General features: G+C 32.8%; 17 protein-coding genes, 1 tRNA gene and 1 other annotated feature. All 18 genes read right to left on the bottom strand.

Annotated features, from left to right (window positions below; genetic code table 11):
* Positions 1 to 21: 21 nt before the first annotated feature.
* The 18 genes from fusA to psyc5s11_RS00885 all read right to left on the bottom strand — a co-directional run bounded on the left by fusA (position 22) and on the right by psyc5s11_RS00885 (position 18,555).
* Positions 22 to 2,088: an elongation factor G gene (fusA, locus tag psyc5s11_RS00970; protein ID WP_224035813.1), complete on the bottom strand. Its 2,067-nt coding sequence runs from the start codon at positions 2,086 to 2,088 to the stop codon at positions 22 to 24.
* 83 nt (positions 2,089 to 2,171) lie between these two features.
* On the bottom strand, positions 2,172 to 2,642 hold the full coding sequence (rpsG, locus tag psyc5s11_RS00965; protein ID WP_224035812.1) for a 30S ribosomal protein S7: 471 nt from the start codon (positions 2,640 to 2,642) through the stop codon (positions 2,172 to 2,174).
* A gap of 153 nt (positions 2,643 to 2,795) precedes the next feature.
* Positions 2,796 to 3,173 carry a 30S ribosomal protein S12 gene (rpsL, locus tag psyc5s11_RS00960; protein WP_224035811.1) on the bottom strand — a complete coding sequence of 126 codons (378 nt, stop codon included), beginning with the start codon at positions 3,171 to 3,173 and terminating at the stop codon, positions 2,796 to 2,798.
* Between the two features lie 268 nt (positions 3,174 to 3,441).
* Entirely contained in the window at positions 3,442 to 6,978 is a 3,537-nt protein-coding gene (gene rpoC / locus psyc5s11_RS00955; RefSeq protein ID WP_224035810.1) for a DNA-directed RNA polymerase subunit beta', read from the bottom strand.
* Positions 6,979 to 6,999: 21 nt separating this feature from the next.
* Positions 7,000 to 10,707, bottom strand: a complete 3,708-nt coding sequence (gene rpoB, locus psyc5s11_RS00950) for a DNA-directed RNA polymerase subunit beta (RefSeq protein ID WP_224035809.1) — start codon at positions 10,705 to 10,707, stop codon at positions 7,000 to 7,002.
* A gap of 331 nt (positions 10,708 to 11,038) precedes the next feature.
* The gene (gene rplL, locus psyc5s11_RS00945; protein ID WP_224035808.1) at positions 11,039 to 11,401 is read right to left on the bottom strand and encodes a 50S ribosomal protein L7/L12; all 363 of its coding nucleotides are present in this window, start codon (positions 11,399 to 11,401) and stop codon (positions 11,039 to 11,041) included.
* A gap of 45 nt (positions 11,402 to 11,446) precedes the next feature.
* Positions 11,447 to 11,950: a 50S ribosomal protein L10 gene (gene rplJ / locus psyc5s11_RS00940; RefSeq protein WP_224035807.1), complete on the bottom strand. Its 504-nt coding sequence runs from the start codon at positions 11,948 to 11,950 to the stop codon at positions 11,447 to 11,449.
* Positions 11,951 to 11,985: 35 nt separating this feature from the next.
* Positions 11,986 to 12,112 (bottom strand) — a sequence feature (ribosomal protein L10 leader region).
* A gap of 42 nt (positions 12,113 to 12,154) precedes the next feature.
* On the bottom strand, positions 12,155 to 12,844 hold the full coding sequence (rplA, locus tag psyc5s11_RS00935; protein WP_224035806.1) for a 50S ribosomal protein L1: 690 nt from the start codon (positions 12,842 to 12,844) through the stop codon (positions 12,155 to 12,157).
* Positions 12,845 to 12,898: 54 nt separating this feature from the next.
* Positions 12,899 to 13,324 (bottom strand): 50S ribosomal protein L11, encoded by a 426-nt coding sequence (rplK, locus tag psyc5s11_RS00930; protein ID WP_224035805.1) that lies wholly within the window; start codon positions 13,322 to 13,324, stop codon positions 12,899 to 12,901.
* A gap of 77 nt (positions 13,325 to 13,401) precedes the next feature.
* Positions 13,402 to 13,923, bottom strand: a complete 522-nt coding sequence (nusG, locus tag psyc5s11_RS00925; protein WP_224035804.1) for a transcription termination/antitermination protein NusG — start codon at positions 13,921 to 13,923, stop codon at positions 13,402 to 13,404.
* A gap of 37 nt (positions 13,924 to 13,960) precedes the next feature.
* Positions 13,961 to 14,191 carry a preprotein translocase subunit SecE gene (gene secE, locus psyc5s11_RS00920; RefSeq protein WP_224035803.1) on the bottom strand — a complete coding sequence of 77 codons (231 nt, stop codon included), beginning with the start codon at positions 14,189 to 14,191 and terminating at the stop codon, positions 13,961 to 13,963.
* Between the two features lie 48 nt (positions 14,192 to 14,239).
* Complete coding sequence (rpmG, locus tag psyc5s11_RS00915) at positions 14,240 to 14,389, bottom strand: 50S ribosomal protein L33 (RefSeq protein WP_224035802.1); 150 nt, start codon at positions 14,387 to 14,389, stop codon at positions 14,240 to 14,242.
* 175 nt (positions 14,390 to 14,564) lie between these two features.
* Positions 14,565 to 15,758: an elongation factor Tu gene (gene tuf, locus psyc5s11_RS00910; RefSeq protein ID WP_224035801.1), complete on the bottom strand. Its 1,194-nt coding sequence runs from the start codon at positions 15,756 to 15,758 to the stop codon at positions 14,565 to 14,567.
* Between the two features lie 64 nt (positions 15,759 to 15,822).
* Positions 15,823 to 15,898, bottom strand: a tRNA-Thr gene (locus psyc5s11_RS00905).
* A gap of 77 nt (positions 15,899 to 15,975) precedes the next feature.
* Positions 15,976 to 16,596: an RNA polymerase sporulation sigma factor SigH gene (gene sigH, locus psyc5s11_RS00900; RefSeq protein WP_224035800.1), complete on the bottom strand. Its 621-nt coding sequence runs from the start codon at positions 16,594 to 16,596 to the stop codon at positions 15,976 to 15,978.
* Between the two features lie 86 nt (positions 16,597 to 16,682).
* Positions 16,683 to 17,195 (bottom strand): NYN domain-containing protein, encoded by a 513-nt coding sequence (locus tag psyc5s11_RS00895; RefSeq protein WP_224035799.1) that lies wholly within the window; start codon positions 17,193 to 17,195, stop codon positions 16,683 to 16,685.
* A 13-nt stretch (positions 17,196 to 17,208) separates the two neighbouring features.
* On the bottom strand, positions 17,209 to 18,120 hold the full coding sequence (rlmB, locus tag psyc5s11_RS00890) for a 23S rRNA (guanosine(2251)-2'-O)-methyltransferase RlmB (protein ID WP_224035798.1): 912 nt from the start codon (positions 18,118 to 18,120) through the stop codon (positions 17,209 to 17,211).
* A 21-nt stretch (positions 18,121 to 18,141) separates the two neighbouring features.
* A complete protein-coding gene (locus psyc5s11_RS00885) occupies positions 18,142 to 18,555 on the bottom strand; it encodes a Mini-ribonuclease 3 (protein WP_224035797.1) in 414 nt (137 codons plus the stop codon).
* Positions 18,556 to 18,672 lie beyond the last annotated feature (117 nt).

The following is an 18,672-nucleotide window of genomic DNA, read 5'->3' as shown; positions in this document are numbered from 1 at the left end:
CTAAACATATATTACGAGTAATTATTTAGTTTTGTTGCCAGCAATTTCTTCTTGAATATTTCTAGGAACCTCTTCGTAGTGATCGGATACCATTGAGTAAACACCTCTACCTTGTGTTCTAGATCTTAATGAAGTGGAATATCCAAACATCTCTGATAATGGTACAAATGCTCTTATAACTTCTGCTCCATTAAGTGCTTCCATTCCTTCTATTCTACCTCTTCTTGAATTAATATCTCCAATAACATCTCCCATATATTCAGTTGGAACTGTTACTTCAACTTTCATTATTGGTTCTAGAAGTGCTGGATTTGCTTTAGCCATAGCATTCTTAAATGCCATAGATCCTGCAATTTTAAATGCCATTTCAGATGAGTCAACTTCATGGTATGAACCATGCACTAACTTAACTTTAAAATTAATAACATTATATCCTGCAATTATACCAGTTAACGCAGCCTCTTTGATACCTGCATCGATAGCTGGAATATATTCTTTAGGAATAGCTCCACCTACAACTCCATTTATAAATTCATACTCGCCTTCAGTTGGTTCCATTTCAATTATAGCATGACCGTATTGTCCTTTACCACCTGATTGTTTAGCATACTTAGCCTCTGCTTTAACAGCATTCCTAATTGTTTCTTTATATGCAACTTGTGGAGCTCCAACATTACATTCAACTTTAAATTCTCTTGTAAGTCTATCAACAATTATTTCTAAGTGAAGTTCTCCCATACCAGCTATGATTGTTTGCCCTGTTTCTGTATCAGTCCAAGTCTTAAAAGTAGGATCTTCTTCAGCCAATTTAGCTAATGCCATTCCCATCTTTTCTTGAGCATCTTTTGTTTTTGGCTCAATAGCTACATTTATAACTGGTTCCGGAAAGTCCATTGCTTCAAGAATTATTGGATCAGCTTCTGAACATAAAGTATCACCTGTTGTAGTATTCTTAAGTCCAATTATAGCTCCTAATTCACCAGCTTCTAAAGCTTCAACTTCTGTTCTTGAATTTGAGTGCATCTTAACAAGTCTACCGACTCTTTCTTTCTTACCTTTTGTTGAGTTAAGAACATATGAACCACTTTGCAATACACCTGAATATATTCTTGCGAATGCTAATTTACCAACAAATGGATCAGTAGCAATCTTAAATGCTAATGCTGCTAATGGTTCAGAATCTGATGATTCTCTATGAGCTTCTTCTCCATCTAATGTTGTTCCTTTTATTGCTGGAACATCTAATGGCGATGGTAAGTACGCTACAACACTATCAATCATTTGTTGAACGCCTTTATTTTTATATGAAGAACCACAAATACATGGATAAATTTCATTAGCTATTGTTGCTTTTCTTAAAGCACTATATAATTCAGCTTCAGTAATTTCTTCACCTTCTAAATATTTTTCCATCAATACTTCATCAGTTTCAGCAATAGCCTCTACCATTGCATTTCTGTATTCTGCAGCTTGTTCAGCATATTCTGCTGGTATAGCTTCTTCTCTCATATCTTTTCCAAGATCATCATAATACAAAATAGCAATATTTCTTATAAGGTCAATCATACCTTTAAAGTTTTCTTCTCCACCTATTGGAATTTGAATTGGAACTGCATTTGCTTTTAATCTTTCTTTAACCGTATCTACACATCTAAAGAAATCTGCACCTGTTGCATCCATCTTATTTACATAAATCATTCTTGGTACTCCATACTTATCTGCCTGTCTCCAAACAGTTTCAGTTTGTGGTTCAACACCACTTTTAGCATCAAGAACTGTAACAGCTCCATCAAGTACTCTTAATGACCTTTCAACTTCAACTGTGAAGTCTACGTGGCCTGGAGTATCAATAATATTTAATTCATGATCTTTCCACATGCAACATGTAGCAGCAGAAGTAATTGTTATACCTCTTTCTTGTTCTTGAACCATCCAGTCCATTGTAGCTGCACCATCATGAACTTCTCCTATTTTATGACTCATTCCTGTATAGAACAATATACGTTCAGTAGTTGTTGTCTTTCCTGCATCTATATGAGCCATTATACCGAAATTACGGAATTTATCTAAAGGATATTTTCTAGCCATTTATTTGTCCTCCTCTCAAGTGTAAATATAATTTAATTTGACAAAACTGCCTTAGCATAAGCCAAAACAGTTTTTTGTATATATTAGTATCTGTAATGAGCGAATGCTTTATTAGCTTCTGCCATTTTGTGAGTATCTTCTCTCTTTTTAACAGCCGCTCCTGTGTTATTAGATGCATCTAGTAATTCACCAGCTACTCTTTCACCCATTAGCTTTTCGCCTCTTTTTCTTGCTGCTATTAACATCCATCTTATTCCTAAAGTCTGTCTTCTTTCTGGTCTAACTTCTATAGGAACTTGATAAGTAGCACCACCTATTCTTCTAGCTTTAACTTCTAGCAGTGGCATTACATTGTTCATAGCGTCTTCAAATACTTCTAAAGAATCTTTTCCACTTCTTTTTGCCATTAACTCAAATGCGTCATAGCATATTTTTTGGGCTACGCCCCTCTTACCATCTTCCATTATACTATTTATAAACTTAGTAACAACTTTTGAATTGTATACTGGATCTGGTAATACATCTCTTTTTGAAATATGTCCTTTTCTTGGCACTTTTCTTCCCTCCTTAACATTTTAAATTTAAGTTCATCGGTACTCGGTACTCTTATAATACCGTAAAGTGCTACATCTTTTACATCTATATATAAACTAAATTTAAAATCTATAAATTCTGTTACAGATAAGCACTACACTTAGTTGAAAATCCTATTTTTTCTTAGGTCTTTTAGCACCGTACTTTGATCTTCCTTGTAATCTGTTAGCTACTCCAGCACAATCTAATGCACCTCTTACAATATGGTATCTAACACCAGGAAGGTCTTTAACTCTTCCACCTCTTATAAGAACAACACTATGTTCTTGTAAGTTGTGACCTACACCACCAATATATGCAGTTACTTCATATCCATTTGTTAATCTAACTCTTGCAATTTTTCTTAACGCTGAGTTAGGCTTCTTAGGAGTTGTTGTTTTAACAACTGTACATACCCCTCTTCTTTGTGGACACTCTTTAAGTGCTGGTGCAGTTGATTTAACTACTGCTGTTTTTCTGCCTTTTCTTACTAATTGGCTAATAGTTGGCATTTTTTCACCTCCTGAAATTTATTTATCTATTTTTAAATTAAGATAAAGCTAATTTATTGGATTATATAACATTTCTTTATGTAATTATGTTATATATTTTATCCAATTACATCTAATTTTTATACATTAAACTGATATCTAAATCATAAGTTATCAACTTAAATACATAAAAACAATGATGTTGACATTTATTTGTGTGATTTTACATTTCAAATCACACAAACTGTATTTTATCATTTAATTTTACACATGTCAACATAATTAAATTCTATTCTTCAACAGTTTCTGTAACAGTTTCTTCTATTACTTCTTCATCTGTCTCTATCTTTAAATCTCTGTATCTCATCATTCCAGTCCCAGCAGGAATTAACTTACCAATAATAACATTTTCTTTTAATCCAACTAAAGGATCAACTTTACCTTTAATTGCCGCTTCTGTTAAAACTCTTGTTGTTTCTTGGAATGAAGCTGCTGATAAGAAACTATCAGTTGCCAATGCTGCTTTAGTTATACCTAATAGAGTTTGTTCTCCCTTTGCTTCTTCTCCACCAAATTCTCTAACTCTTGCATTTTCAGCATGAAAATCAAACATATCAATCAATGTTCCTGGTAATAATTCTGTATCTCCTGACTCAAGAACTTTTATCTTTCTAGTCATTTGTCTAACAACTACCTCTAAATGTTTATCATTGATATCAACACCTTGTAATCTATAAACTTTTTGAACTTCTGAAAGTAAATATCTTCTTGCACCATCTATTCCCTTTATGCTCATTATATCATGTGGATTTACTGAACCTTCTGTGATTTCATCTCCAGCTTCAACATAATCATTTTCACTTACATTAATTCTAGAACCAAATGGGATTTCATAACTACGTTCTTCCCCATCTGAACCTATAACAACTACGGTTCTCTTCTTCTTTGTGTCTTCAATTTTAATATTTCCAGTAATTTCACTTACTATTGCAAGCCCTTTTGGTTTTCTAGCTTCAAATAATTCTTCAACTCTAGGTAAACCTTGAGTTATATCTGCACCTGCAACTCCACCTGTATGGAATGTTCTCATTGTAAGTTGTGTTCCTGGTTCTCCTATTGATTGGGCTGCTATAATTCCAACAGCTTCTCCAATGTCAATCTTTTTAGCAGTTGCCATATTCATACCATAACATCTTGCGCAAACCCCAACTTTACAAGTACATGTAAATACAGATCTTATTTTAACTTTCTTAATCCCTGTTGAAACTATAGTATCAGCTATATCTGGATTCATGTATTCATTTCTTTGAAGTACAACTTCACCCGTATTAGGATTAACAATATCTTCCGCAGTATATCTCCCAATTAATCTTTCTCTTAATTCTTCGATAACTTCGCTGCCTTCCTTTATTTCACTTACATAGATTCCATCTTCTGCACCACAGTCTTGTTCTCTTACAATAACATCTTGTGATACATCGACAAGTCTTCTTGTTAAATATCCTGAATCGGCAGTCTTTAAAGCTGTATCCGCATTACCTTTTCTAGCACCATGTGTAGACGAGAAATATTCTAATACATCTAAGCCTTCTTTAAATGATGCTCTGATAGGTAATTCAATAATCTTACCTGATGGACTTGCCATAAGTCCTCTCATTCCAGCTAATTGTTTGATCTGAGACTTGGATCCTCTGGCCCCAGAATCAGCCATCATATATATTGGGTTAAACCTATCAAGACTATCCATTAATGCATTGGCTACATCTTCAGTTGTTTTAGTCCACTTTTCTATAACTTTTTCATATCTTTCTTCATCAGATATAAATCCTCTTTTATACATCTTTTCGATCTTATCAATAGTTTCATCGGCTTCTTTAAGTAAAACATACTTAGCATCTGGCACTACTATATCTGATGTAGCAACAGTTACAGCACCTATAGATGAGTAATGATAACCTAACGATTTAATATTATCAAGCATTACAGATGTTTTTACTGGACCATGTTTAAGATAACATTGATCTATTATTGTTCCTAATGTTTTTTTAGTAGCTAAGACATCAAATTCTAAATTGAATTTTTCTTCTTCATTTTCTCTACTAACTAATCCTAAATCTTGTGGAATTGATTCATTAAATATTATCTTTCCAACAGTAGTCTTAATAACTTTAGATTGCATTAGTCCATTAAATTCTCTAAACATTCTAACATTTATTTTAGCATGTATGCCAATTTCTTTAACTTCATATGCCATTATTGCTTCATCTTTACTGCTGAATGTCATTCCTTCGCCCTTAGCTCCATCTTTATCAATTGTTAAATAATATGATCCAAGAATCATATCTTGTGTTGGAACACAAACTGGTTTACCATCTGATGGCTTTAAAATATTCGTTGCTGCCAACATTAAGAATCTAGCTTCCGCTTGTGCTTCTACTGATAACGGAAGATGGACAGCCATTTGGTCACCATCAAAATCAGCATTATAAGCTGTACATGCTAATGGATGAAGTTTAATCGCTCTACCTTCTACTAGTACTGGTTGGAATGCTTGAATACCCAACCTATGCAATGTAGGTGCACGATTAAGTAATACTGGATGATCTGCAATAACTTCTTCTAATACATCCCATACCTGTGGTTGCACTCTTTCAACCATTCTCTTAGCGCTCTTAATATTATGAGCTAATCCATCTTGTACTAGCTTCTTCATTACAAATGGCTTAAATAATTCTATAGCCATTTCTTTAGGAAGACCGCATTGATACATTTTTAATTCTGGTCCAACAACTATAACTGATCTACCAGAATAGTCAACTCTTTTTCCAAGTAAATTTTGTCTAAATCTACCTTGTTTACCCTTCAACATATCTGAAAGAGATTTTAAAGGTCTGTTTCCTGGACCAGTTACTGGTCTTCCTCTTCTACCATTATCTATAAGTGCATCTACTGCTTCTTGAAGCATTCTTTTTTCGTTTCTTACTATGATATCCGGAGCACCTAAATCCAATAATTTTTTCAATCTATTATTTCTATTTATTACTCTTCTATATAAATCATTTAAATCTGATGTTGCAAATCTACCACCATCTAATTGAACCATAGGTCTTAAATCTGGCGGAATTACTGGTATTACATTAATTACCATCCATTCAGGCTTATTTCCTGATTTTCTAAACGATTCTACAACTTCTAGTCTTCTTATAATTCTAACTTTCTTTTGTCCAGTACTTTGCTTAAGCTCTTCTTTTAATTCCTTTGACCCATTTTCCAAGTCAATTTGATTAAGCAAATCTTGAACTGCTTCTGCTCCCATACCTGCCACAAAACTTTCATCACCATATTTATCTATCGCTTCTCTATATTCTTTCTCATTGAGAAGTTGCTTCTTCAATAATGGTGTCTCTTTTGGATCTATTACTATATAAGATGCAAAATATAAAACTTTTTCTAAAGCTCTTGGTGACATATCTAAAATTAATCCCATTCTTGATGGAATACCTTTAAAATACCAAATATGAGATACTGGAGCAGCTAATTCTATATGCCCCATTCTTTCTCTTCTTACTTTAGCCTTTGTGACTTCAACTCCACATCTATCACAAACTATACCTTTATACCTTACTCTTTTATACTTTCCACAATGACATTCCCAATCTTTCATTGGTCCAAAGATTCTTTCGCAGAATAAGCCATCTCTTTCGGGCTTTAATGTTCTGTAGTTAATTGTTTCAGGTTTTTTAACTTCTCCTCTTGACCATTGTCTTATTTGTTCTGGAGATGCTAAACCAATTTGTATTGCATCAAAATTATTAAATTCAAACAAGGGTAAATCCTCCCTTCAAAATTAGTGTTCATCATTAAAATCGTCTAGTTCTAATTCACTTTCAATTTCGTCTATATCAACGTTCTCTTCATAATCAACTTCGTCTATATCTTCATCTTTAGTTTGATCATAACTATCATCTATAATTTCTGGTTCTGGTACAATTACTCCCTCAGAACTTTCTATATTAACTTCTAAATTTGCCATGTCGTCATCTACAAATTCTTTCAAAGTTACTTCTTCATGATCATTGTTTAAAACTTTAATGTCTAAGCATAAAGCTTGTAGTTCTTTAATAAGAACCTTAAATGATTCAGGAACTCCTGGTTCTGGTATATTCTCGCCCTTAACTATAGCTTCATACGTCTTAACTCTACCTACAACATCATCTGACTTAACAGTTAATATTTCTTGTAACGTATGTGCTGCTCCATATGCTTCTAATGCCCAAACTTCCATTTCACCAAATCTTTGACCACCAAATTGAGCTTTACCTCCTAATGGTTGTTGAGTAACTAGCGAGTAAGGACCTGTAGATCTAGCATGAATCTTATCATCTACCAAATGGTGAAGTTTTAAAATATACATTATACCAACAGTTACTGGATTATCAAATGGTTCTCCAGTTCTACCGTCATACAATATAGTTTTAGCATCTTCCCTAAAACCAGCCTTTAACATGCACTCCGTAATTTCAGGTTGAGTTGCACCATCAAATACTGGTGTGGATATATGCCAACCCAAATGGCTAGCTGCCCAACCCAAATGTACTTCAAGTACTTGCCCGATATTCATACGAGAAGGTACTCCAAGTGGATTTAAACATATTTGAAGTGGTCTGCCATCTGGTAAGAATGGCATATCCTCTTCTGGTAATATTCTAGAGATAACCCCTTTATTACCATGACGTCCTGCCATTTTATCTCCAACTGAAATCTTTCTTTTTTGTGCAATATAACATCTTACAAGTTCATTTACTCCTGGATTTAATTCATCTCCATTTTCTCTTGTAAACACTTTTATATCAACTATTATTCCAGCTTCTCCGTGAGGAACTCTTAATGAAGTATCTCTTACTTCTCTTGCCTTTTCTCCAAAAATTGCTCTTAATAGTCTTTCTTCTGCTGTAAGTTCAGTTTCACCCTTTGGTGTCACTTTACCAACTAATATATCTCCTGATCTTACTTCTGCACCTATTCTGATAATACCTCTATCATCAACATCTTTAAGTGAGTCATCACTTACATTTGGTATATCTCTTGTTATTTCTTCTGGTCCAAGTTTTGTATCTCTAGCTTCACATTCATATTCTTCTATATGCATAGATGTAAAGACATCTTCTCTAACCAATTCTTCAGAAATTAACATAGCATCTTCATAGTTATAACCTTCCCAAGTTATAAATCCCATTCTGATGTTTTTACCTAATGCAATTTCTCCTAAATCTGTAGACGGACCATCTGCAATTACTTGATTCTTAAATACTATTTCACCCGTATCTACTATAGGCTTTTGATTAATACAAGTTCCTGAATTACTTCTCTTGAATTTCAGCATTTTATATATATCTGTTTTTCCATCTGATTCTCTCTTAACTCGAATTTCACTACCTGATACATAAGTAACAACCCCTGCATTCTTTGCTTTCGGTAGTACTCCTGAATCTACAGCAGCTTTAAATTCTATACCAGTACCAACAATTGGTGCTTGTGAAATTAATAATGGAACTGCTTGACGTTGCATATTTGATCCCATAAGCGCTCTTGTTGCATCATCATTTTCAAGGAATGGAATCATAGCAGTAGCTACTGATACCATTTGTCTTGCAGATACGTCAATTAAATCAACTTCTGTAGCTGGTACATCTAATACGTCTTCTAAGTGTCTTATTGTTACTTTTTTGTTAACAAAATGTCCTTTTTCATCCATAGGCTCTTTAGCTTGAGCAATTAAGAATTGATCTTCTTCATCAGCTGTGAAGTATCTTATTTCTTCTGTTGCTCTTGCATTTTCTTTATCAACAATTCTGTATGGTGTTTCAATAAAACCATATTCATTAACTTTAGCAAATGTAGCTAACGAGTTAATAAGCCCGATATTTGGGCCTTCTGGTGTCTCGATTGGGCACATTCTTCCATAATGAGAATGATGAACGTCTCTAACTTCAAAACCAGCTCTTTCTCTTGAAAGACCTCCTGGTCCTAATGCTGATAATCTTCTTTTATGTGTCAATTCTGACAATGGATTTGTTTGATCCATGAATTGTGATAATTGAGAACTACCAAAAAATTCTTTAATAGCTGCTGCCACTGGTCTTATGTTAATTAACATCTGAGGAGTTATTGATTCTTGGTCTTGAATAGTCATTCTTTCTTTAACTACTCTTTCCATTCTAGATAAACCAATTCTAAATTGATTTTGTAATAACTCTCCTACAGATCTTAATCTTCTATTGCCCAAGTGATCTATATCATCAACATAACCTATTCCATAAGTTAATCCTAATTCATAACTAATAGTTGCAAATATATCATCTCTTATAATGTGTTTTGGAATAAGTCTACTAATATTTTTCTTTATCTCTTCTTTAATACTTTTTTCATCCGAGAAATTATCTAATATTTCCTTTAATGTAGGATAATGAACTAATTCTTTTATTCCCAAATCTGAAGTATCAAAAGAAACTTGCTTCTTTATATCTACAAAGTTATTGCTAATTACCTTAATGACTTTATCATCTATTAAGACATCAACTGATTTAATACCTATGTTTTGAATATCTTCAGCCATTAATCTACTTATTTTTTGCCCTTTTTCTGCTATAATCTCACCAGTTTGTGGATTAACAATATCATTTGCTGCTACTTGATTAGCAATTCTTAAACTTAATGCAAGTTTTTTATTAAACTTGTATCTACCAACTCTAGATAAATCATATCTTTTTGCATCAAAAAACAGCGTATCAATTAAAGAGATAGCACTATCTACTGTTGGTGGTTCTCCTGGTCTTAATCTCTTATATATTTCAAGCAATGCTTCTTCTTTAGTTTTAGTATTGTCTTTTTCTATTGAAGCTCTAAATCTTTCTTCTTCTCCAAAGAAATCTAATAATTCTTGATCACTACCTAATCCCATAGCTCTTGCTAAAATAGTAATTGATAATTTTCTTGTCTTATCAATTCTCACATAAATTATATCGTTAGAATCTGTTTCATACTCTAACCATGCACCTCTATTAGGGATTACAGTTGCTGAATATAATTTTTTACCACTCTTATCTCTAGAGTAGTTATAATATACTCCTGGAGATCTTACTAATTGACTAACTATAACTCTCTCAGCACCATTTATTACAAATGTACCTTGTTCTGTCATTAATGGGAAATCACCCATAAACACTTCTTGTTCTTTAATTTCACCAGTTTCATTGTTTTGTAGTCTGATTGAAACTTTTAATGGTGCCGCATAAGTTGAATCTCTTTCTTTGCATTCTTCGACAGAATACTTGATATTTTCCATATCAAGTTTATAATCTATGAACTCAAGTACTAAATTTCCTGTGAAGTTTGTGATAGGATTAATATCCTCAAATACTTCGTGCAACCCTTCTCTTAAAAACCATTCATAAGAATCTAATTGTACCTCAATTAAATTCGGCATTTCAGTAACGTCATCAACCTTACCAAAACTCATTCTTGTTCTTTTTCCAACTTGGACAGGATGTACCATGAATTTTCACCCCTTGTATAAAATAAACTAAAATAGCCAAAAGCATACTTTCCCTAAGGACTTTTTACTTTCGGACAACTTCTTTTTATAGTATAACCATTATTCACCAGGTTATACTCTTTTTTTCCACTACAAATATATACTATCCCATAGTGAATAATACATTACATTATAATATCATAGGATATTTTTCTTGTCAATAATATTAATAAAGATTAATTTAGCTATAAAGCTATATAAAATACTTATTCTTTAACAAGCATTTTATATAGCTTTATAAATAGAGTTTAAAAGAGGTGCTTTTATAAGCACCTCTTTTGCTTTAAGCAAACTACTTAACTTCTACAGCAGCTCCAACTTCTTCTAATTTAGCTTTCATATCGTTAGCTTCATCTTTAGAAACGCCTTCTTTTAATGTCTTAGGAGCTCCATCAACTATTTCTTTAGCTTCTTTTAATCCTAATCCAGTTATTTCTCTAACTGCTTTGATAACTTTAATTTTGTTATCTCCTGTACTTACTAATACTACGTCGAACTCAGTTTTTTCTTCAGCAGCAGCTCCAGCTACAGCACCTCCAGCTACAACAGCAGCAGCAGCACTTACTCCAAATTCTTCTTCACAAGCCTTTACTAATTCATTTAAATCTAAAACGCTCATTTCTTTTATTGCTTGAATTATATCTTCTCTTGTCATTTTAATAGCACCTCCGAAATTTTTTGTTAATTTTTTTACTTTTTATTATTCTGCAGATTCAGTTCCCTTGCTATCAGCAATAGCACTTAATACACGTGCAAAGCTTGATATTGGAGACTTGATACTTCCAAGAAGTTTTGCAATAAGGATTTCTTTTGATGGTATTGTTGCTAATTGTTTAATCTTAGCTTCATCAAAGATTTCTCCTTCTACAATACCTGCCCTTAATTCTAGACTTTTATGATCTTTAGCAAAATCATTTAGCACTTTAGCTGCTACTGTAACATCTTCATAACCGAATGCAACAGATATAGGTCCTTCTAAATATTCTACTATACCATCTAATCCTAATTCTTTAGCTGCTAAAATAACTAAAGTATTTTTATATACTTTGTATTCAACTCCAGCTTCTCTTAAATTTTTTCTAAGAGTAGTATCTTCTTCAACAGTTAAGCCTTGATACTTAGCAAGAACAACAGCTTTTGATTTTTCTAATTTTTCCTTAATCTCAGCAACTTTTGCTTCTTTAAGTTCTCTGTTTTTATTCATTATTGTAGTCCACCTCCTCACAGTTTCAAACTGCTTCTTTCATTAAAAAAGACCTTCCGTAGACAAGGAAGGTCTTATAATATCATCTATTATCATAACCTAAGTAGGTAGTCATCTTTACGCTTTCGCACCCACTGTCTACGGAAAAAATATTCTCTTTTACAACATTAGAAATTATATCACTTAAATCTGCTCAAGTCAATACTAATCTAAAGCTTTTGTAGGATTAATTCTTGCACTTGGTCCCATTGTACTTGAAACAGATACCGATTTTAAATATTGTCCCTTTGCCGCTGATGGTTTTGCTTTAACTAGCGCATCCATTAATGCTTTAAAGTTTTCCTTTAATTTTTCATTTCCAAATGATTTCTTTCCAATTGGGCAATGAACTATAGATGTTTTATCTACTCTATATTCAACTTTACCCGCTTTGATTTCTTCAATTGCTTTAGCAACATCAAAGGTTACTGTTCCTGACTTTGGATTTGGCATTAATCCCTTAGGTCCTAATACTCTACCAATTCTACCTACAACACCCATCATATCTGGAGTTGCAACAACTACATCATAATCAAACCAATTTTCACTTTGGATTTTTTGAACTAATTCATCAGCTCCAACGAAATCTGCTCCAGCTGCTTGAGCTTCTGCTGCCTTATCTCCCTTTGCAAACACAAGAACTCTAACTGTCTTGCCTGTTCCGTTTGGTAATACAACTGCTCCTCTAACTTGTTGGTCTGCATGTCTTGGATCTACTCCAAGTCTTACATGTAATTCAATAGTTTCATCAAAGTTTGCCTTTGCAGTCTTTAATGTAAGCTCTAATGCATCCATTGGATTATATAATGCACTTTTATCTATAAGCTTTGCACTTTCAATATATTTCTTTCCCATAATTTGCCTCCTCTGTGGTATTAACGGTTTTGACCTCCCACTTATTTTTACGAATTATTCTTCAATAGTTACGCCCATACTTCTAGCTGTTCCTGCAATCATTCTCATTGCTGATTCAACATTTGCAGCATTTAAATCTGGCATTTTAGTTTCAGCGATCTTTTTAAGTTGTTCTTGAGTCAACTTACCAACTTTTGTTTTATTAGGCACTCCAGAACCACTTTCTAATCCTATTTCTTTCTTGATTAGAACTGCTGCTGGAGGAGTCTTTAATATAAAGCTAAAAGATCTATCTTGGTAAACTGTAATAACTACTGGTATTATATACCCAGCTTGATTTGCAGTTTTTGCATTGAACTCCTTACAGAATCCCATTATGTTTACACCGTGTTGACCTAAAGCTGGACCTACAGGTGGAGCTGGTGTTGCCTTTCCTGCTTGAAGTTGAAGTTTAATCATTCCAGTTACTTTCTTAGCCATTTTGTTATTCCTCCTATTACTGTGGTATATACGAACTTTTAGTTCTCCCACTTAATTAAAATTAGTTTAGTTATATATTAAACTAATTTTTCAACTTGATTAAAGTCTAATTCAGCAAGAGTTTCCCTGCCGAACATATCTACTAAAGCTTTCACTTTACGCTTTTCTAAAATTATCTCTTGTATTATAGCTATTGATTCTCTCAACGGCCCTGAGATAATTCTAATGCTTTCCCCTATCTCTAAATCAATCTCAATAGGACTTTCTAAAACTCCCATTGATTCAACTTCTTCATCTGAAAGAGGAACTGGTTTTGATCCTGGACCAACGAATCCTGTTACGCCTCTTGTATTTCTTACAACATACCACGCTTCATCGCCCATTAACATTTTTATAAGCACATAACCCGGAAACTTTTTCTTCAATAAGACTTTTTGTTTTCCGTCTTTTTCTTCAATCACTTCTTCCATAGGTACTTGTATATCATGGATTAGTGCTTGAAGATTTCTATTTTCAATTGCTTTTTCTAAATTTGCTTTAACTTTATTTTCATATCCTGAGTATGTATGTACTACATACCATCTTGCTCTATCACTCATACTTGTCAGGTGATCTTACATCACCCAAACCTCCCTTTTACTTCAATTTTAAAATTATTTTAAAGAGGTTCTCGAAAATAAAGTCCAGTCCACCAACTAATATGGTATACATTAGCGTGAATACTATAACTGCAATAAATGCTTTCTTTGTCTCATCTTTTGAAGGCCAAATTATTCGCTTAACCTCTGATTTAACCTCTGTAAAAAAAACAAACAAGCCATTACCTTTTATAGTTTTTTCAGTTTTTGCATTGTTTTTTACTGACATATCTTCACATCCTTAAATTTAATAACTATATGTCATTACTGCGGCTAATTATTTTGTTTCTCTATGAAGAGTGTGCTTTTTACAGAATTTACAATACTTTTTCATTTCTAATCTATCCGGATTATTTTTTTTGTTTTTCATTGAATCATAATTTCTTTGTTTACACTCTGTGCATGCTAAAGTTACTTTTGTTCTCATGACTGCACCTCCAGTTTTCATATATTAAACAAGAAAATTAATTTCTTGCTCATCTCTAATTTGCATTATTTAAAATGTCACGTTTATACAATATCATAAAATATCCAAGTTGTCAATTTCCCTTTAAATAGGACTAAGTTCTACAACCTAGTCCTATTTAAATAGCAATTACTTTTTATTTTTGTATGCTAGTAACAACTCCAGAACCTACTGTTCTTCCACCTTCTCTAATAGCGAATCTTAATCCTTCATCCATTGCGATTGGTGTGATTAATTCTACTTTCATATCAATGTGGTCTCCTGGCATTACCATTTCCATTCCATCTGGTAATTTTATTGATCCTGTAACATCTGTTGTTCTGAAATAAAATTGTGGTCTATATCCATCAAAGAATGGTGTATGTCTTCCGCCTTCTTCTTTCTTTAATACATATACTTGACCTACAAAGTTAGTATGTGGATGTACTGAATTTGCTTTTGCCAATACTTGACCTCTTTGGATATCAGCTCTTTGTACTCCTCTTAATAATGCTCCGATATTATCTCCTGCTTGCGCATCATCTAATAACTTTCTGAACATTTCAATTCCAGTTACTACAACTTTCTTCTTTTCTTCACTTAATCCTACGATTTCTACTTCGTCTCCTACGTGAAGTACTCCAGCTTCAACTCTTCCTGTTGCAACTGTTCCTCTACCAGTGATTGTAAATACATCTTCTATTGGCATTAAGAATGGCTTATCTGTAGCTCTTTCTGGTGTTGGTATATAACTATCTACAGCGTCCATCAATTCATTTATACACTTAATTGATTCTGGATCTTCTGGGTTTTCTAATGCTTTTAATGCTGATCCTGTTACTACTGGAATATCATCTCCTGGGAAGTCATATTCACTTAATAATTCTCTAACTTCCATTTCAACTAATTCTAATAATTCTGGATCATCTACCATATCAGCTTTGTTTAAGAATACTACCATATATTCTATTCCAACTCTTGATCCTAATAGTATATGTTCTCTTGTTTGTGGCATTGGACCATCTGCTGCTGATACAACTAATATAGCTCCATCCATTTGTGCTGCTCCTGTAATCATGTTCTTAACATAATCGGCATGTCCTGGACAGTCAACGTGAGCATAATGTCTGTTTTCTGTTTCATACTCAACATGTGATGTATTAATTGTAATTCCTCTTTCTTTTTCTTCTGGTGCTTTGTCTATTGCTGCATAATCAAAGGCTTGTGCAAAACCCTTCTTTGATAATACTGTTGTTATTGCTGCTGTTAATGTTGTCTTACCATGGTCTACGTGACCTATTGTTCCAATATTAACATGTGGCTTGGTTCTTTCATACTTTGCTTTTGCCATTATAATTTTCCTCCCTTATTTTCTTCTAATAAACTTTGCCTAGTGTTTTCTTATTTTTATTATTTGGAGCTCACAATCGGGATTGAACCGACGACCTCCACCTTACCAAGGTGACGCTCTACCGACTGAGCTATGTGAGCGTTCAAAAATCTTTATGTTCTTTGATATACCAATTATAAAGTTTACTATCATTTTTTTTATTTGTCAATACAAATCCTTACTTTAAATCTAAGCACTTTTCTAATTTTCTTTTTACTCTTTGCAATGCATTATCAATAGACTTTGAATGTTTCTCCAAATCACATGCAATCTCTTGATATGATTTGCCGTCTAAGTATGATGTAAGAACTTCTAATTCTAACCCAGATAATACCTTAGAAATTTTTTCTTCAATATATTCTATTTGTTCTTTACTTATCATTAATTCTTCTGGATCTGTAATTTTTATTCCCGCTAATACATCTAAAAGAGTTCTCTCAGATTCTTCTTCATAGATTGGTTTATTTAAAGATATATAAGTATTTAATGGAATATGTTTTTGCCTAGTAGCCGTTTTTATTGCAGTTATAATTTGTCTAATTATACATATTTCTGCAAAAGCTTTAAATGATGTTGATTTTTCTGGATTGAAGTCTCTGATAGCTTTATATAACCCTATCATGCCCTCTTGATAAATATCTTCCTTGTCCGCTCCTATTAAAAAGTATGATTTAGCCTTCGCTTTTACAAAGTTTTCATATTTTGAAATTAAATATTCTTGGGCTCTATTATCTCCACTTTTAACTTGTGCAACAATTTCTTCGTCTGATTTATCTCTGAAATCTAAAAAAATTCTCAACTGCTCACTCTCAACTCTCTTCTACATTCAACTGACTAACTATTTAGACAATTATACTCCAGTAAAAATAAGTTAGTCAACTGAATTTACTTGCTTCTTCTAATTTCTTCTAATATTTTAGCTGTCTTGTCATCTATATTATCACTTATAATATTTTTTTGTGCACTTTTATTTTTATCACTTTTAAGTTTTATAGATTTTTCTACATTTAGTACTTCATTATAGAATTCTAGGGATGACATTCTAACTGCACCTCTTTGAAAAACAGTTTGTTGTTCTAAGTTATCTGAAGTAACCACAACTATTTCATGTTTTCGGCCTAATGCATTTACGTTTTTTTCAATATAACTATCTGCAGTTTCTCCATCTTTTGTAAAAACCACAGAAATATTTTTGTTTATTTCTTCTTTTTTTTCTAAACTCCCTATAACTTTATGTGCATCAAATACTAATACTATTTTGCAAGCTTTAAAAACTCCATAATTATGTAGCTTATCTATCAATGTTTGTCTTGCACCTTCGAAGCTAAAATCTTTTTTTTGCTTTAAATCCGGCCAGCTATTTACCACATTATACCCATCCACAAAAATAGTTTTCACCATATACCTCTTTCTATTTCAATCGTCCTTTTAAGACTTCATACATAATTATACCACCAGCTACCGAGGCATTTAAAGAGTTAATCTTTCCGACCATTGGTATCTTTATTAGTTTATCACATTTTTGTACTGTTAATTTAGAAATTCCTCTACCTTCATTTCCAATTATAATTGCACAAGGCCCACTAAAGTCTACTTGGTAACTATATTCTTCTGCTCTTATATCTGCTCCATAAACCCAAATACCTTTTTGTTTTAAATCTTCTATTGTTACATTTAAATTTGTTACTTTAGCTATTTTCACATGCTCTATTGCACCCACTGAAGATTTATATACGGTTGCACTTACAGATGCACTTCTTCTCTTTGGAATTATTATTCCGTGTACTCCAAACAATTCTGCAGTTCGTACTATTGATCCTAAGTTATGTGGATCTTCAACTTCATCTAATATAACAATGAATGGTGCTTCTCCTCTTTCTTCTGCTAACGCTAATATGTCTGATACCTCTGAATACTTATACGGAGTTACCTTTGCTATTACGCCTTGATGGGTTGCTCCATCACACATTGAATCAAGTTTTCTTTTATCTACTTCTTTAATCAAAACTCTTTTTTCTTTTGCTAAACCAACAATTATATTTATGGATCCTTCCAATTTAGTATTCGCTATGTATAATGTTTCAATTGTTCTATCGCCTTTCAGAGCCTCAATTACTGCATTTCTACCAATAACTATATCTTCCCGCTCTTCAACCTGACTATTTTCTTTGCTTATACTAACCTCTGCTGTGTTTTCCTTTTTTAGCTTACTTTTAGTCTCACTATAATTTTTGTCTTTATCTCTTATTCCAGTTTTCTCGTCATTCTTTTCACTTTTAATAAATTTACCTTTTGAATTAAAATTTTTCGCCTTGCCTTGCATTATAAATCCTCCTTTTGTAATTTACTTTATAATTTCAATACTTTTATTAAATATAAATTCTAATCTTTCTTTATTTCCTGTTAAATATAAATATCCTACTAACGCCTCGAAACCTGTTGCCATTCTATAATCTCTTACTTCTGCATTCTTAGGAACCGTTGGAGACTTAGCATTTCTCCCTCTCTTATACACAGCATCTTCTTCCTCAGTTAGAAATTCTTCAATTTCATGCATTATGCATGATTGACTTTTTGCTTTAACATACCCAATGGCCTTAACGTGAATTTTATTCGCTGATAATGCTGTATTCTGTGTCAAAATATTAGTCCTAATAAAAACTTCGAATATTCCATCTCCAATTATTGCTAATTGAAGTGGGTTTAACATTCTTGCTTCATCTTTTGAAAATTCTCTCATTCTTAAATCATCTAACATTATAATTCTCCTTTTAAATAAGGCATATTCAAAAAATAACAGGCCAATATGCTAATGTATTTACTCGTTATTTTCTTTCATATGCATAAGGGTTGCAAAATTGCAACCCTTTTTTCA

Source organism: Clostridium gelidum (genome assembly GCF_019977655.1).
Taxonomy (GTDB): domain Bacteria; phylum Bacillota; class Clostridia; order Clostridiales; family Clostridiaceae; genus Clostridium; species Clostridium gelidum.
The sequence above is the reverse complement of the archived record's forward strand: the minus strand, read 5'-3'. Positions and strand labels throughout refer to the sequence as shown.

Excerpts from the sequence above, each read along its gene's own strand:
- fusA (WP_224035813.1), bottom strand. The coding sequence starts at position 2,088 with ATGGCTAGAAAATATCCTTTAGATAAATTCCGTAATTTCGGTATAATG.
- rpsL (WP_224035811.1), bottom strand. The coding sequence starts at position 3,173 with ATGCCAACTATTAGCCAATTAGTAAGAAAAGGCAGAAAAACAGCAGTA.
- rpoB (WP_224035809.1), bottom strand. The coding sequence starts at position 10,707 with ATGGTACATCCTGTCCAAGTTGGAAAAAGAACAAGAATGAGTTTTGGT.
- rplL (WP_224035808.1), bottom strand. The coding sequence starts at position 11,401 with ATGACAAGAGAAGATATAATTCAAGCAATAAAAGAAATGAGCGTTTTA.
- rplJ (WP_224035807.1), bottom strand. The coding sequence starts at position 11,950 with ATGAATAAAAACAGAGAACTTAAAGAAGCAAAAGTTGCTGAGATTAAG.
- rplA (WP_224035806.1), bottom strand. The coding sequence starts at position 12,844 with ATGGGAAAGAAATATATTGAAAGTGCAAAGCTTATAGATAAAAGTGCA.
- rplK (WP_224035805.1), bottom strand. The coding sequence starts at position 13,324 with ATGGCTAAGAAAGTAACTGGAATGATTAAACTTCAACTTCAAGCAGGA.
- nusG (WP_224035804.1), bottom strand. The coding sequence starts at position 13,923 with ATGAGTGATAGAGCAAGATGGTATGTAGTACATACATACTCAGGATAT.
- secE (WP_224035803.1), bottom strand. The coding sequence starts at position 14,191 with ATGTCAGTAAAAAACAATGCAAAAACTGAAAAAACTATAAAAGGTAAT.
- rpmG (WP_224035802.1), bottom strand. The coding sequence starts at position 14,389 with ATGAGAACAAAAGTAACTTTAGCATGCACAGAGTGTAAACAAAGAAAT.
- tuf (WP_224035801.1), bottom strand. The coding sequence starts at position 15,758 with ATGGCAAAAGCAAAGTATGAAAGAACCAAGCCACATGTTAATATTGGA.
- rlmB (WP_224035798.1), bottom strand. The coding sequence starts at position 18,120 with ATGCAAGGCAAGGCGAAAAATTTTAATTCAAAAGGTAAATTTATTAAA.
- psyc5s11_RS00885 (WP_224035797.1), bottom strand. The coding sequence starts at position 18,555 with ATGTTAGATGATTTAAGAATGAGAGAATTTTCAAAAGATGAAGCAAGA.